Raw genomic sequence first — 14,256 nt, forward strand, 5'->3', positions numbered from 1 at the left:
CATCCGTTTTCAGGAAATCAAATACGATGCTGCGGGGAAAAGTTTGCTTCAGCCAAGTGGATTTGCCGGTTTTGCGGGGCCCCCACAGAAAGGCCGATTGCCCTTGCGGCAGGTCAATATCCAGTATTCTCCCTGTTGTTTTCATCTGGAACTTACTCCGAAATAGTCAGACTATTTCGGAGTATACTCCATTTTGGTCAGGTATGGGAAGTCTCTGCTCCGGATTTTCTCCTACCTGTCCAGCCGCACTTCCCTTATGAACTCGTCCCAGTGGGTTTCGGGTTTGTAAAGGGCGTCTATTTTAGCGCGCGCCGCCTTGTATCCGCCCTCTCCGGGAAACAGCCGGTTAAACACCTTGTCGCGCAAGTTCAGCCACTTGTCCACCGAGGCGTAGTCCGTGAAGTAAACCACCGTTTTGTAAGTCCACACCGGCTTGGCGGTGTGCAGACGCTGGGAGAACATGCGGTAACGGCCCCTGATGACGCCCATCCGGCGCATCTCCTCCCAGAACGGAAACATGCGCTCGCGGTAAAGACGCAAAAACTCTTCCCTGTTTTCGTGCGGCACAAGGTAGAAACTCTCCTCAATGACAGACTTGGGATTGTAGTCAAACGCCCCGGCGCTCGCGTTGACCGAAACGGACAACGCAACAACAACGGCGGCAATTGCGGTGATTTTTCTCATAACACCCACCTCCGGCGGTTTTATAGTGTAAATTGCTGGGCGGAACGCTTCAAATCTCATTATGATTCTCACCCTTGTAAGACACGGAGAAACCGAGTGGAACCGCCTCCAGAAATGCCAGGGGGCAAGCGATATACCGCTCAATGAAACGGGCAAAATGCAGTCCCGCCGGCTGGGCGAGGCGCTGAAAGGGGAAAGGATAGACGCGATCTTCTCAAGCGGCCTGTCGCGCGCCGCCGAAACGGCGCGGGCAATCGCCGGACACCACGGGCTTGATATCGGAGTGAAAAGCGAATTCCGCGAGATGGACCAGGGCGATTTTGAGGGCGCGCAGTTTTCAGAAATACGCGAAAAACACTCAAAGGAAATGGAAATGTGGGCGAAAGACCCCGAAACCTTCCGCATACCGGGAGGCGAATCACTGGGCGAGGTTCAGGCGCGGGCGCTGAGGGGGGTTGAGAGCCTTGCGGCAAACTGGCCGGACGGCAACATTGTCGTGGTAACGCACAACCTCACCATCATCTCAATGCTGTGCCTCTTTACCGGCGAGCCCCTGTCGGTCAAAAAGTTCAGGATAGACGCAACCTCAAAAACAGTGGTTTCCTGCTCCGGCGGCGGGTATCGGATAACCGCCGTGAACGACACATCTCATCTGGACGGGGCGCAATGAAAGACATTATAAGACGGGAGGTTGAACGCGCCCTTGCGGATTGCGGTGGCGGAGGAGGCTTTGATATTGAGACCCCGAAGCGGAGGGAGTTTGGAGACTTTTCAACCAACGCCGCGATGACGGCGGCAAAAAAAACGGGCGGCAACCCGCGCGAACTGGCGGCGAGCCTTGCCGATATGCTGCAAAAAAACGGCGACCTGTTTGAGAAGGTTGAAGTCGCGGGGCCGGGGTTTGTCAACTTCTTTATGAAACCGTCCGCGGTGGTCTCACGACTGCCGGAAATACTGCGACAGGGAGAGCGTTTCGGCTCGTCCCCTGAGCGGGGCGAGAATGTGCTGCTTGAGTTCGTGAGCGCAAACCCCACCGGCCCGCTTCACTTCGGGCACGCGCGCGGCGCGGTTGTGGGGGATGTGCTGGGCAACATACTTGAGTTTGCCGGATACGGGGTTGAGCGGGAGTTTTATATCAACGATGCGGGCAGGCAGATGGAGATGCTGGGCAAGTCCGTGCTGGCGAGTATGACGGGCGGGGAAATTCCGGCGGATGGCTACAGGGGGGACTACATTAAGGACATTATGGCCAGCGAAGAAATCGATATTATTGCCGACGAAATCAGCAGAGAAATCTATGATGACATTATCCGCGAATTCATGGAGAGGTCTGAGAATTTGACGTACGAAGAAGCAATAAAACAAATTAGAGAAGAGAAGACCGCCGAAAGATGCGGGGAGAGAGCGTATAAAAAACTGCTCGGCGCAATAAGGGATGACCTGCGCCTCATCGGCGTTGAGTTTGACAACTGGGTAAGCGAAAAAGACACAATTCACACGGAAAACGACCGGGGACGGACGCTTGCGGACGGCGCGATGGAAGCCCTTGAACGGGCGGGCGCGGTTAAGAGGGAGGACGGCGCGCTCTGGTTTGCCGCCACAAAATACGGCGATTCCCAGGACTGGGTTCTGAGAAAAAAAGACCGCGCGCCCACCTACTTCATAGCGGACATCGCCTACCACATGAACAAGTTTGAGAGAAGCAACGGCGGGCGGCTGATAAATATCTGGGGCGCCGACCATCACAGCCATGTGGGGCGTCTCGCCGCGGCGATGCGCGCTCTGGGGCTTGACGATGAAAAACTGAAGACGCTGCTGATACAGTTTGTCCGCCTCGTGCGGGACGGCAAAGAGGAGGCAATGGGAAAACGGGCGGGCAGTTACGTAACACTCCGCGAGGTGGCGGAACTTGTCGGCGCGGACGCAACCCGTTTCTTTCTTCTTATAAGAGCGGCGGAGAGCCATCTGGACTTTGACCTTGAACTCGCAAAAAAGACCTCAAACGAGAATCCCGTTTACTATGTGCAATACGCCCACGCCCGGACGGCAAGCATAAAGCGCAAGGCCTCACAGCAGGGGATGAGCGCGTCTGCGGAGCATCTGGAGACGCTTGAACTTGCCGCAGAGGTTGAAATTGCAAAAATACTGCTTGCGTTTCCCGATGTCGTGAGCGACAGCGCGCGCGACTTCGCGCCGCACAAGGTCGCGTTCTACCTTCAGGGGCTTGCATCGGCTTTCCATTCCTACTACAATGCGAACAGGGTTATCACCGAAGACAAAAAGCTGTCGTCCGCGCGCCTTTTTCTGTGCGAGTGCGTGGCGACGGCGCTTCGCAACGGGCTGGGCCTTGCGGGGGTCGGCGCGCCGGAGAGAATGTGAGCAATGGACAGGGAAACAGTTGACATAACAAGCCGGAGCAAAGAGGGCAAGAACCCCGAAGGCACAAAGATTCTCGGCTCAAGCGTGAAGATACTGTGGCTTATGCTCATAAAGCCCATTGAGGACTACCTTGTGGAGAAACGCTGCCACCCGGACGCGCTCACCTATACGACTCTGATTGTTTCGGCGGCGGCGGGTTTGATGTTCTCCAAGGGGTTTGTGTTTCTCGCGGGCGTGCTGCTTCTTGCGGGCTCAACGGCGGACATATTTGACGGACGGCTCGCCCGCGCGCTCGGCGTTTCGTCTCCGAGGGGCGCTTTCCTTGACTCATGCGTTGACCGGGTGGCCGAGGTGCTGGTTTATCTGGGCGTGATGAGCCTGCTCCGCGACTCGGGCTATATCTACATAATCCTGCTTGTGGTCGGCTCTTCGGTTTTTGTAAGCTACATCAGGGCGCGCGCCGAGGGGCTCGGCATCCGCTGCGACATGGGGCTTATGCAGAGAACCGAGAGAGTGGTTTATCTGGGCGTGGCGTCCCTTCTCAATTTCATTGTGGACTGGCTCGCCCGTCCGTTCGGTTTTACGGGGGAGAACTACGGGGTCAAACTCGCCCTGCTTGCCCTGCTCGCATTCTCAATTTATACGGCGTTTGAACGTGTGAGACACACCTTGAGAGAGATAGAGGCGGCCTCCTCCGGCCCGACTGCCGGAGCAAACCCGTGGAAGACGCCTGATTCCTGAAAAACCGGAAAACACGGGGCGCGGCTCAGCCGCCCTTCACCCTTTCCCTTATTCTGCTGGCTTTCTTGGAAAGGCCGCGCATGTAGTAGAGTTTGGACCTTCTGACCCTGCCGGGGCGTTTGACCTCAATTTTGTTTATGAGCGGGGAGTGGGACGGAAATATCCTTTCAACGCCGACCCCGTAGGAAACTTTTCTCACCGTGAAGGTCTCGCGCGAACCGCCGCCCTTCATTCCGATGACCGTTCCCTCAAACACCTGGTTTCTTCTCTTGTCGCCCTCAAGGATGTTGTAGTGAACGGCTATCAGGTCTCCCGGACGGAAGCCGGGAAGGTCCGTCCTTATCTCCTGTTTTTCAAATTCGTCCGTAATGTTGCTCATCGCTCCCTCCGGTTAAAAAACGCATGAAAAAAGCCTGTCCATTATCGCCGTCGCCGCGCCGCGCACCGGCAGGTGGTTGTAGTCGCCGTATCCCTTTACGGGCTTAAGGCGGTGGTCTGCGGAGTCTATCACCTCGCGGACAATTCCCCACCCCGTTCCGAGAAGGAGCAGGTAGGGGCGGTCTGCCGCCAGTATCTTCTCTCTCATTTCGGCGTATCCCGTCATGTTTCCGTCAAACCTCGCGTCGGTCGCTATCAACTCCGGCCTTGCGCCCTCAAGTTTCCCTATCTCCGCCGTCACCTCGTCAAGGCTGTTGTTTATGCCCACTATGCTCATCGCCTCTTTGCGGGTCGGGTTGAACTCCGCCCCCGCGCCTTCCGTCCAGTGGCGGACAACCCTGCGGGCGAGCTCGCGCTGCCCCTCCACCGGATTTACAAGGAAAAACCTTCTCACCCCGTACGTCCTGCAAGCCCTCGCTATGTCATGAATGTCAAGACTGGTGAAGGCGGACGCCACGGTTTCAAGCCTCCGATTATATACGGGGTGGTGGAGCAAAGCAACATACGCCCTGTAGTCCGGCGCGGTATTTTTCTGCATCTCCCACAGCGCGGCGGTCTCCTCTTTTGTAAGGTTTGAGCGGTCAAGAATCTCCGGCCTTTTGCGCACGGTGTTCTCCACGCGCGCCATGCGCCGCCACCTGTCTATCCCGCCGTGGTCGCCCGAAAGAAGCTCCGGGGGAACGTCCTCGCCCCGGTAGTTTTCGGGGCGCGTGTATTGCGGGGGGCCGAGCAGCCCGCCGGAAAGCGACTCATCCTCGGTGGAGCCGCTGTTTCCCACCACGCCCGGAACAAGGCGCGACACCGCGTCCACAATAACGGCGGCGGCGTATTCACCGCCGGAAACTATGTAGTCGCCGATTGAAACCTCCATGTCGGTGTGGAGGCGGCTCACCCTCTCGTCAACCCCCTCGTATCTGCCGCACACGATGACCACTTTGTCAAAATCCATAAGGCGGCGCGCAAGTTTTGCGTCAAACGGCGCGCCGTGCGCAGATGTGAGAAGCGTTACGGTTTTGCCCCCGCCGCTCTTTGCCGCCTCAATCGCCCCGCCGAGCGGCTCCGGCATAAACACCATCCCCTCGCCGCCGCCGTAGGGCCTGTCGTCAACCGCCCTGTGAACGCCCGAAGCAAAATCCCTCAGGTTGCGCACCTTGATGTCAACAAGCCCTTTGTCTCTCGCCCTTGAGATAATCCCGCACGAGAAAACGGAGTCAAAAAACTCCGGGAAAATTGTGATGATCTCGTATTTCACCCCTCCGAACGTAGCGCGGCGGTGTTTTTCACAACCACCGTTCCGCCCTCCCCGTCTATTCTCTCTATAAACTTCTCCGCCATCGGTATCAGAATTTCACCGCCGCCGCCGTCCGTTACGACAAGCACGGACTGACCGCCGCCCTGAACAATCTCCGTAACCGCGCCGAGCGGCTTCCCGCCCTCGGCAACGGCGAGCCCGATGAGGGAAAAATTGTAATACTCGCCCTCCCCCGGCTCCGGAAGGTCTTGCGCCGCCACCATCACGGACGCCCCGCGCAGGCCGTCTGAGCCCTCGCGCGTGTCAACGCCCGCAAAAGTAAGAACCGCGGACGCGCCGCTCACCTTTCTGTCCGTTATCTTAAAGGGCCGGGGAGTGTCCGCCCCCTCCGGCTTTACAAAGACGCGGGAGGCGGTCTCAAGGGCGGAGGCGTCTCCGCTGAAGGCGACCACCCTCACCTCGCCGCGCAAACCGCGCGGCTTTGTTATCTTCCCGTATTCAATCAGCCGCTCAGTCAACGATGTCCATCGTGAAAAAGATGCCGCGCTTGGCGGCGGCGGCGGAAAGCAGAACCCTTATGGCTTTGGCGGTCTTGCCCTGCCTGCCGATAATCTTCCCCATGTCCGGCTGGGCCACCCTGAGGCGCAGGGCGGTTTTGCCGTCGCCAATCTGTTCCTCTTCTATTTCAACCTTGTCCGGCTCGTCCACTATTGAGGTCGCCAGATAGTTAAGCAGGTCTTTCAGGCTGTTTTCCATTTTTCAAGCCCCGCCATAAGTTTTTTGACCGTGTCGGACGGCTGAGCGCCCTTTGATATCCACCGCTTGACCTTCTCTTCGTCAACTTTGAGTTCATGCGGACGTTTCACCGGGTCGTAATGCCCGAGAATTTCAAGGAACTTGCCGTCCCGCGACCTGCGCGAGTCCGCGGCAACAATGCGGTAAAACGGCCTTTTCGCCGCTCCCTTTCTTGTGAGTCTTATTCTTACCAAAACCTCTCCTCCTCACGGACGGCGCGCGCCCGCTTCAGACTTGCAAGTGTATACGACTTCAGGCGCAGTTCCAATTTTCATGCGGGCGGCATTTTCATCCCGCCGCCCTTTTTCATAACGGAGCGCATCTTGATGAAGTTTTTGATGGTCCTGTCCACCTCCGCCACGGTTGTGCCGCTTCCCCTTGCTATGCGCTTCCTTCTGCTTGAGTTGATTATCCTGTGGTCTCTCCTCTCACGGGGCGTCATTGAGTCCACTATGGCGGCTCCGGTTTTCATGGAGCGGCGTGCCTTGTCCGCCGCTCCGCTTTTACCGGCAAGCGCGCCCGCGCCGGGCACCATGGCCGCCAGACTCTCCACAGGCCCCATTTTTTCAAGCGCGGTTATGCTCTTTCTGAAATCCTCAAGAGTGAAGCGGTTTTTCTCCGCCCTCTTTGCGATTTTTTCCGCCTCTTTTTCGGAAAACGCCGTCTGGGCCTTCTCAATCAGGGTCAGCATGTCGCCCATTCCGAGTATGCGCGAAGCGATTCTTTCGGGATGAAAAAGCTCAAGGTCATCCGGCTTTTCACCGGTTGAAAAAAATTTGACCGGCTTCCCGGTTACGGCGCGGATTGAGAGCGCGGCTCCGCCCCTCGCGTCGCCATCCATCTTGGTGAGAACCACCCCGCTTATGTTCAGCGCCCCGGCAAACCCCTCCGCCGCGCGCACCGCGTCCTGACCGGACATCGCGTCCGCAACAAGCAGTATCTCGCCCGGCGCAACCGCGCCGTCTATCCTCTTTAACTCCTCCATAAGCGCGGCGTCAATGTGGAGACGCCCCGCCGTGTCAAAGATCACCGTGTCAACGCCGCGCTCCGCCGCGCTTTCCCCGGCAAGCGCGCAAATGTCTTCCGGTTTCGCCCCTTCGGGCGGCTCAAAAAACTGCGCGCCGACCGCGCGGGCGAGAGTGGCGAGTTGTTCCGCCGCGGCGGGCCTGTAGACATCGGCGGGAACAAGCAGCGGTTTTGCGCCGTTTTTTAACTCAAGCGCGGCGAGTTTGGCGCAGAACGTGGTTTTGCCCGCGCCCTGAAGCCCGACCGTCATAACGCGCAACGGGCCGCCGCCTTTTCTTTCAAGCCCCCTGTTCTCCGTGCCGAGAAACCGGGTGAGCTCCTCCTGAACGGTTTGAACAAACTGCTGCCCCGCAGTAAGCCCCTTCCGCCTTTCAGAGCCGACCGCCTTTTTCCTTACCGCCTCAACAAAATCACCCGCCACACGGAAGTTGACATCGGCCTCAAGCAGACTCATGCGGACGGCCTTGAGAGTTTTGTCTATGCTTTCTTCGGTCAGGGTTTGGCTATCCCTGACCGGGGAGAGTATCGCCGAAAACTTTTCCGATATTGTTTCAAACACAACCCTGATTGTAACAGACGATTTTTTCTCTTAAAATGGGGAATGCCGTCAATCGCGCTGCATTTGAAAAACGTTCTGGCGCACCCGCTTAAAACCGCTTCCCTCCTGCCCTCGTCCGGGCGGCTGGCTCGCCACATGGTGGGCGCGGCGGAGATTGAGAACGCCGAGGTCATAGTTGAGTTCGGCCCCGGAACGGGCGTTATCACGGAAGAGATAGCCGGGCGCATGAACCCGTCCGCCAAACTGGTGGCGATGGAGGTAAACCCCGACTTTGCCGCGCGGATACGGAGCGATTTCCCCGGCGCGCATGTGTTCAACGGCTGCGCTTCGAAAACGGCCGGGTGTTTGAGAGAACTGGGAATTGACGGGTGCGACAGAATAGTCTCCGGCCTGCCGTGGGCGATTTTTTCAGACGGTTTTCAAAAAAAGATACTTTCCGCCGCCGCCGAGGCCCTTCGCCCGGGCGGCGTTTTCGTTTCTTTCGCATACACGCCCGCGCACATGCTGCCTTCGGGAAGAAACTTCAAAAAAAATCTTGAGGCCGCATTCGGCGAGGTCAGCAAGACCCCGGTTGAGTGGCGCAATGTGCCCCCGGCGTTCGCCTACCGCGCGGTGAAGAAAGCGGCATGAGCGCGCCCCCGCTTTACCTGTTAGACGGAAGTTCATATGTGTTCAGGGCGTATTACGCCGTCCGCCAGGATTTCACATCGCCGTCCGGTTTTCCCACAAACGCGGTTTTCGGATTCTCAAACATGCTCAAAAAATTTCTGGCCGATTTTGACCCGGCCTATTTCGGCGTGGTGTTTGACTCAAAAACCGACACCTTCAGAAAGGAGATTTACCCCGAATACAAGGCGAACCGGGGCGCGCCGCCCGAAGACCTGAGCGTCCAGATTGAAAAGATAATGGAACTCACCGCCGTGATGGGCATACGGGTTGTCCAGAGGGAGGGCTTTGAGGCGGACGACCTTATGGCGACCGTGGCAAAGGCGGAGGAAGAGCGCGGGGGCGAGGTGGTTCTGGTTACGGCGGACAAGGACTTCTGCCAGATTGTGTCCGACAGGATTACGCTTTTTGACACGGGGAAAGACAAAAAGACCGGCGCGCGGGGGGTGGTTGAAAAATACGGCGTTCCGCCCGAAAGTTTTGTTGACTATCTCGCCCTCGTGGGAGACTCATCGGACAACATACCGGGCGTTGAGGGCGTGGGTCCCGTGGCCGCGGCGAAACTGCTCGGCAAATACGGCTCGCTTGAGGAGATTTACAAAAACACGGCGGACCTGAAAGGCAAACAGAGGGAGCGGGTTGAGCGCGACAGGGAAAAGGCGTTTTTGAGCCGCAGGCTCGCCGTCCTCAAAACCGATGTGGAAACCGAAACCGCCCGCGAGGCATTTCTGCGGAAACCGCCGGACACCGAAAAACTGAACGCGCTTTACTCGGAACTCGGCTTCGGCGGGGCGGTGAGCGAACCGGCGCAAAAGCGGGACTTTGAGGTTATAACGGACTCTGAAACCCTCCGCGCGTTTTTCAAGGGCGCGGAGTTTGTCTGCCTGTCCCTGCGGCTGTCCGGGGAGGGGGAGATTGCCGGGGCGGCGCTCTCGCTTGCCGACGGGAAAACCTGCTACGCGCCGCTCGGCGGCGGGGAGGAGGCCGGGGCGGTCAAAGAACTCGCGTGCGACCCGGAAATCAAAAAAACGGGCTGGAACATCAAGCGTGAGATTCTCGCGCTCGGACGGACGGGAACGGAGATGAAAGGCGTCTGCTTTGACATAATGACGGCGGCGCATTTTCTTGACTCGTCCCTTTCGGGCTACTCGGTGGCGGACCTGACGAGGGCTCATCTGGGGCGCGCGGCGGGCGGGGGCGGAGACGAGGCGGCGGACGAGTGCGCCGGGTGCTGGGCAATACTGGAACTCCATGAAAAACTGTCGGCGGACATGGACGCGGCGGGACTCACGGAAAGCTACCGCGAGCGCGTCCTGCCGCTGTCCGGCGTTGTGGCGGACATGGAGCGGAAGGGGGTTTTTGTTGACACGGGACTGCTTGCGGAAATCTCCGGGGAATTCGCATCCAAAATTGCCCTCGCGCAAGACGAGATTTTTTCCGCCGCAGGGGGAAGGCTGAACATAAACTCAACCGCCCAGCTCAGAGACCTGCTTTTCGGCAAACTGGGCCTCACGCCTTCAAAGACTACGGCGGGGGGCGCGCCGTCCACCGATTCGGAGGTTCTGACCGGCCTTGCGCTGCTCCACCCCGTCCCGGGGATGATATTGAGATACAGGGAACTCTCCAAACTCAAGTCAACCTATGTTGACGCCCTGCCCCGGCTGGTGAACCCCCTCACCGGCAGGGTTCACACCTCATACGGGCTGGCGGGAACCTCCACCGGGCGGCTCAGTTCAAGCGACCCCAACCTTCAGAACATTCCCATAAAGACCGGGGAGGGCAGGAGGATAAGGCGGGCGTTCAGGGCGGCGGACGGGTTCACTTTGCTGTCGGCGGACTACTCGCAGATAGACCTTCGCCTGCTCGCCCACTTTTCGGAAGACGAAAAACTGCTCGCGGCGTTTGAAAACGGCGAGGACATACACTCATCCACGGCGGCGGAAATCTTCGGCGCAAGCGACATCACGCCCGAAATGAGGCGGCTCGCAAAAAACATAAACTTCGGCATCATCTACGGCATAAGCCCGTTCGGGCTGTCAAAGCAGCTCGGCGTGTCCGTCAAACAGTCCCGCGAGTATATGGAAAGATACTTCAGCCGCTACCCGCGCGTCCGCAGTTATATGGCGGAGTCTGCGGAAAGGGCGAAAAAAACGGGCTATGCGGAGACGGTTTCGGGGCGGCGGCGGCCCATAGCGGAGTTGCGCTCAAAGAACAGGGTCAAAATAAAAAACGGCGAAAGAGCGGCGATGAACACGCCCATTCAGGGCTCGGCGGCGGACGTAATAAACGCGGCGATGATAGCCATCCACCGCAAAATGGCGGGTATGAAATCGTCAATGATTCTTCAGGTTCACGATGAACTCATATTTGAGGCGGCGGCGGAAGAGGCGGACGCGCTCGCCGGAATTGTGAAAGAGGAAATGGAAAACACCCCGTTTGAACTCAAGACGGCGATGAAGGTTGAAACAAAGCGCGGCCCGAACTGGGCTGACATGTCATAAAACCCTCCCCTGTTATTTGCGCGACAGATAGTCCAAAACCGTTCTGACGCCGAAACCGGTCGCTCCCACTGGATGCCAGTCGCCCCCCTTCTCCCGGTAAGCGGGGCCCGCAATGTCAATGTGCGCCCACGGCGTCGCGGAAACAAAGTGCTCAAGAAACAGCGCGGCGGTTATCGCCCCGCCCGCGCGGCCCCCGGCGTTTTTGATGTCCGCAAAGTCGCTCTCTATATCTTTTCCGAGGTCTTCCGACAGGGGAAGCTCCCACATCGCCTCGCCCGCCGAGGCGGCGGAGCGCAGTATGTTTTTTACCACTTCGGGGCTGTTTCCCATAACGCCCGCGGTATTGCCGCCGAGGGCCACCACGCACGCGCCGGTGAGAGTGGCGAGGTCAACGATTTCCCGCGCGCCGAGCTCCACCGCGTAGCTGAGCGCGTCCGCGAGAACAACCCTTCCCTCCGCGTCCGTGTTGACTATCTCAACCGTTTTGCCGTTCATGGGGGTAACTATGTCGTCCGGCCTGTAGGCGGCGGGGCCGGTCATGTTTTCGGCGGACGCCACTATGCCGTGAACCTCCGCACGCGGACGGACGGCGCAAACCGCCTTCATCGCCCCGATGACCGCCGCCGCGCCCGCCATGTCCATCTTCATATTTCTCATTGAATCGGCGGGCTTCAGGCTGAGGCCGCCGGAGTCAAAGGTGATGCCCTTGCCCACAATGGCGACCTTGCGCGCCCGCCCCGCCGGAGACGGGCGGTATTTCATGTGAATCAGACGGGGCGGATTCGCGCTTCCGCCGCCCACGGCGAGAAGCCCGCCCATGCCCCTTTTCTCCATCTCTTCGGGCGTGATGACCGCGCACTCAAGCCCCTCCTCCGCGCACATAACCTCCGCCGCCTCCGCAAGGGCGGCGGGAGTGAGAGACATCGGCGGCTCGTTTACAAGGTTTCTGCACAGGCGGACGCCTTCCGCCGTGGCGAGGGCAAGGCGGGAGGCGTCTTTGAAAGCGGCGGAAGATATTGACGACGCCACTGCTATCCGCTCCGGAGCGTCCGGCCCGCCTTCGGGCGTCCCGCCGCCGCCCTTGTATTTTGAAAACCTGTATGCGCCGAGCAGCGCGCCTTCCAGAAGCGCGCGGACGCCCGCCGCAGTTGAAGACAGGCCGGGAAAATCCAGAACAACCTTTTTAAGCCCGCCCCCCCCGGCGGCCCTGACAGCCGCGGACGCCGCCTTGAAGCAGTCGCCCGGAGCGGAAAAGTTTTTCTTTTCGCCAAGCCCCGCAACGGCCACCGCCCGGGCGGGAAGCCGCCCCATTGTGTCAACAACAAAACACGAGCCGAGGCGCGCGGAGGTCTTTTCAATCCCGCGCGAAGCGGCGCCGCCAAGGCGGCGGTCAAGTTCCGCTATGCGCTTTGAGTCTCCCGCGTTCACGCCCGCGACAAGCAAATCCGCCGCCGCGCGGTGCGCCCCGCTTTTTCCCGTTAAAGTGAATCCGGTTTTCATTACGTTCCTCCCGCAGACTCAAACAATCTATCCGATATCCGGGCGAACTGCTCAAGCGTCAGGCTCTCCGCCCTTGCGCCGCCGGAAACTCCCGCCTCGTCAAGGGCGCGGAGGACATCGTTTTTCTCAAAGGCGGAGAGGAGCGAGTTGCGAACCATCTTTCTTCGCACGGAGAACGCGGCGCGGACGGTTTTACTGAAAAACTCCTCGCTTAAGACCGGAATTCTCGGAGCGGAAAGGGGTGTCAGGCGGATGACGGACGAGGTAACGGCGGGGCGGGGTTTGAAGCGGGAGGGCGGCACGTCAAAAAGTTTTTCGGCGTCAAAAACCATTTGGATTGACAGGGAAATCGCGCCGGCCTCGCGGGTTCCGGGGCGGGCGCACACACGCAGGGCGACCTCTTTTTGCACCATCAGGACGGCAAGCGAAAACATACTCCGCCCCCCGGCGAGCATTTTCAGAACGGGCGAGGTTATGGAATACGGAAGGTTTGAGACCAGTTTGAGAGGGGAGGATTTGAAAAAGCGGTCAAAACCAACGTCAAGAATGTCCGCCCGGATGAGGGAAAACCGCCGGTTTGAGGTTATCTCTTCGGATAAAACATCCGCGAGGCGCGGGTCTTTTTCTATGGAGGAGACCCTCGCGCCGCTTTTGAGCAGCACACGGGTCAGATGCCCGAGACCGGGGCCGATTTCAACAACCTCGTCCGGGGGCGTCAGGCGCGCCGAGGCGCATATTCTCTCAAGGGTGGGCGTGTGGACAAGAAAATTCTGCCCGAGCCGCTTGTCTGGTGAAACCGGAAGAGCCATTTACCTGTCAAAGATAAAGACCTTTTCGCCCCGCTTTATCAGCCCCAGTTTCTCCCTTATGAGCCGCTCGGTGTGCGGGTCATTACCGGCGGCGTTCAGGGCGGCGGATGAAAGGGCGTTGAGCCGGTCTCTGCGGGCGGCAAGCCGCGCAATGCGTTTTTTCACCTTGTCCGTGCCGCTCCGGATGGACAGAAACTGATTCACTTCAAACACAAACAGAACGCCCGAAACTGAAAAAAACGCAGCCGCGGCTATGATGAGGGCGCGGCGCATAAATCAGAAGGCGCGCAGAAACGGGTTTGACTCCCGCTCTATGCCGACCGTGGTTCCGGGGCCGTGCCCGGAAAGCACCGCAAAACTGTCGGGGCGGGTCATTATCACCGAGTTGATTGAGCCGACAAGTTCCTCCATCGTTGTCCCGCCGGTGAGGTCAACCCTGCCCACGCTTCCCGCAAAAAGTGTGTCGCCCGAAAAGATCACCTCTTCTTTCTCAAAAATGAGACAGACGCTTCCCCACGTGTGTCCGGGGGCGAGGGCGATCTCGGCGCGAAGGGAGCCGACCTCAACCGTCTGCCCGTCTTCAACATACTCCTCAACATCGGGCTTGCGCACATTGCCGAACTCCGGATACCTCCGGCACGCTTCGGGAAGAATGTCAAGCACGGGCTGCTCTTTCTCGTGAATGCTGAACGGGACGGAAAGCATTTCCTTTGCCGCCTGCGCCCCGGCCACATGGTCTATGTGGGTGTGGGTGTTGATGATGCGCGTGATCTTGAGGCCGGTTTTTTCAATCTCCGCCATGATCTCAACTATCTGCTCGCCCGGGTCAATGAGGATTCCCTCTCCGGCCTCCTCGTCCCCCACAATGTAGCAGTTGGTGAGAAACATCCCGCCCGCAACGCATTT

At 58.9% G+C, this 14,256-nt stretch carries 16 protein-coding genes; 5 read left to right on the forward strand and 11 right to left on the reverse strand.

Features of this window, described 5'->3' with window-relative positions; translation table 11 throughout:
• Window positions 1–231 precede the first annotated feature (231 nt).
• The gene (locus tag OXF42_06935; protein ID MCY4047818.1) at window positions 232–744 is read right to left on the reverse strand and encodes a hypothetical protein; all 513 of its coding nucleotides are present in this window, start codon (window positions 742–744) and stop codon (window positions 232–234) included.
• A gap of 1 nt (window position 745) precedes the next feature.
• Between OXF42_06935 and OXF42_06940 the strand changes: the two genes are divergently transcribed.
• From OXF42_06940 to OXF42_06950, 3 genes are read left to right on the forward strand one after another with little or no spacing between them, the layout of a single operon-like run.
• Window positions 746–1,354: a histidine phosphatase family protein gene (locus OXF42_06940; GenBank protein ID MCY4047819.1), complete on the forward strand. Its 609-nt coding sequence runs from the start codon at window positions 746–748 to the stop codon at window positions 1,352–1,354.
• Window positions 1,351–3,063 (forward strand): arginine--tRNA ligase, encoded by a 1,713-nt coding sequence (gene argS / locus OXF42_06945; protein ID MCY4047820.1) that lies wholly within the window; start codon window positions 1,351–1,353, stop codon window positions 3,061–3,063. The genes OXF42_06940 and argS overlap by 4 nt, the downstream gene beginning before the upstream one ends.
• A gap of 3 nt (window positions 3,064–3,066) precedes the next feature.
• On the forward strand, window positions 3,067–3,804 hold the full coding sequence (locus tag OXF42_06950) for a CDP-alcohol phosphatidyltransferase family protein (protein ID MCY4047821.1): 738 nt from the start codon (window positions 3,067–3,069) through the stop codon (window positions 3,802–3,804).
• Window positions 3,805–3,829: 25 nt separating this feature from the next.
• Here OXF42_06950 and rplS read toward each other — a convergent pair whose 3' ends face one another.
• The 6 genes from rplS to ffh form a co-directional block, all read right to left on the reverse strand.
• A complete protein-coding gene (gene rplS / locus OXF42_06955) occupies window positions 3,830–4,183 on the reverse strand; it encodes a 50S ribosomal protein L19 (protein MCY4047822.1) in 354 nt (117 codons plus the stop codon).
• Between the two features lie 12 nt (window positions 4,184–4,195).
• Window positions 4,196–5,494, reverse strand: coding sequence for a tRNA (guanosine(37)-N1)-methyltransferase TrmD (gene trmD / locus OXF42_06960; protein ID MCY4047823.1), 1,299 nt, complete (start codon window positions 5,492–5,494; stop codon window positions 4,196–4,198).
• Window positions 5,491–6,012 carry a ribosome maturation factor RimM gene (gene rimM / locus OXF42_06965; GenBank protein ID MCY4047824.1) on the reverse strand — a complete coding sequence of 174 codons (522 nt, stop codon included), beginning with the start codon at window positions 6,010–6,012 and terminating at the stop codon, window positions 5,491–5,493. The genes trmD and rimM overlap by 4 nt, the downstream gene beginning before the upstream one ends.
• Window positions 6,005–6,250: a KH domain-containing protein gene (locus tag OXF42_06970; protein MCY4047825.1), complete on the reverse strand. Its 246-nt coding sequence runs from the start codon at window positions 6,248–6,250 to the stop codon at window positions 6,005–6,007. Before OXF42_06970 ends, rimM begins: the two co-directional genes overlap by 8 nt.
• Window positions 6,235–6,483 carry a 30S ribosomal protein S16 gene (gene rpsP, locus OXF42_06975; protein ID MCY4047826.1) on the reverse strand — a complete coding sequence of 83 codons (249 nt, stop codon included), beginning with the start codon at window positions 6,481–6,483 and terminating at the stop codon, window positions 6,235–6,237. The genes OXF42_06970 and rpsP overlap by 16 nt, the downstream gene beginning before the upstream one ends.
• A 77-nt stretch (window positions 6,484–6,560) precedes the next feature.
• Complete coding sequence (ffh, locus tag OXF42_06980; GenBank protein MCY4047827.1) at window positions 6,561–7,874, reverse strand: signal recognition particle protein; 1,314 nt, start codon at window positions 7,872–7,874, stop codon at window positions 6,561–6,563.
• Between the two features lie 42 nt (window positions 7,875–7,916).
• On the opposite strand from ffh, the gene OXF42_06985 reads away from it, so the two are divergent.
• Complete coding sequence (locus OXF42_06985; protein MCY4047828.1) at window positions 7,917–8,504, forward strand: hypothetical protein; 588 nt, start codon at window positions 7,917–7,919, stop codon at window positions 8,502–8,504.
• Window positions 8,501–11,041, forward strand: a complete 2,541-nt coding sequence (polA, locus tag OXF42_06990; protein MCY4047829.1) for a DNA polymerase I — start codon at window positions 8,501–8,503, stop codon at window positions 11,039–11,041. Before OXF42_06985 ends, polA begins: the two co-directional genes overlap by 4 nt.
• A gap of 12 nt (window positions 11,042–11,053) precedes the next feature.
• Here the strand turns inward: polA and OXF42_06995 are convergent, their stop codons facing one another.
• From OXF42_06995 to OXF42_07010, 4 genes are all read right to left on the reverse strand, one after another.
• A complete protein-coding gene (locus OXF42_06995; protein ID MCY4047830.1) occupies window positions 11,054–12,541 on the reverse strand; it encodes a leucyl aminopeptidase in 1,488 nt (495 codons plus the stop codon).
• Window positions 12,541–13,350, reverse strand: coding sequence for a 16S rRNA (adenine(1518)-N(6)/adenine(1519)-N(6))-dimethyltransferase RsmA (gene rsmA, locus OXF42_07000; protein MCY4047831.1), 810 nt, complete (start codon window positions 13,348–13,350; stop codon window positions 12,541–12,543). The genes OXF42_06995 and rsmA overlap by 1 nt, the downstream gene beginning before the upstream one ends.
• Complete coding sequence (locus OXF42_07005) at window positions 13,351–13,623, reverse strand: hypothetical protein (GenBank protein MCY4047832.1); 273 nt, start codon at window positions 13,621–13,623, stop codon at window positions 13,351–13,353.
• A 3-nt stretch (window positions 13,624–13,626) separates the two neighbouring features.
• On the reverse strand, window positions 13,627–14,256 hold a 630-nt coding region (locus OXF42_07010; GenBank protein MCY4047833.1), incomplete at its 5' end, for an MBL fold metallo-hydrolase.

The sequence above is a fragment of the Candidatus Dadabacteria bacterium genome (genome assembly GCA_026708565.1).
In the GTDB taxonomy this organism is placed as follows: Bacteria; Desulfobacterota_D; UBA1144; order Nemesobacterales; family Mycalebacteriaceae; genus Mycalebacterium.

Coding starts and splice junctions, on each gene's coding strand:
- OXF42_06940 (MCY4047819.1), top strand. CDS start 746: ATGATTCTCACCCTTGTAAGACACGGAGAAACCGAGTGGAACCGCCTC.
- argS (MCY4047820.1), top strand. CDS start 1,351: ATGAAAGACATTATAAGACGGGAGGTTGAACGCGCCCTTGCGGATTGC.
- rplS (MCY4047822.1), bottom strand. CDS start 4,183: ATGAGCAACATTACGGACGAATTTGAAAAACAGGAGATAAGGACGGAC.
- OXF42_06970 (MCY4047825.1), bottom strand. CDS start 6,250: ATGGAAAACAGCCTGAAAGACCTGCTTAACTATCTGGCGACCTCAATA.
- rsmA (MCY4047831.1), bottom strand. CDS start 13,350: ATGGCTCTTCCGGTTTCACCAGACAAGCGGCTCGGGCAGAATTTTCTT.
- OXF42_06950 (MCY4047821.1), top strand. CDS start 3,067: ATGGACAGGGAAACAGTTGACATAACAAGCCGGAGCAAAGAGGGCAAG.
- OXF42_06935 (MCY4047818.1), bottom strand. CDS start 744: ATGAGATTTGAAGCGTTCCGCCCAGCAATTTACACTATAAAACCGCCG.
- OXF42_06985 (MCY4047828.1), top strand. CDS start 7,917: ATGCCGTCAATCGCGCTGCATTTGAAAAACGTTCTGGCGCACCCGCTT.
- OXF42_06995 (MCY4047830.1), bottom strand. CDS start 12,541: ATGAAAACCGGATTCACTTTAACGGGAAAAAGCGGGGCGCACCGCGCG.
- OXF42_07005 (MCY4047832.1), bottom strand. CDS start 13,623: ATGCGCCGCGCCCTCATCATAGCCGCGGCTGCGTTTTTTTCAGTTTCG.
- polA (MCY4047829.1), top strand. CDS start 8,501: ATGAGCGCGCCCCCGCTTTACCTGTTAGACGGAAGTTCATATGTGTTC.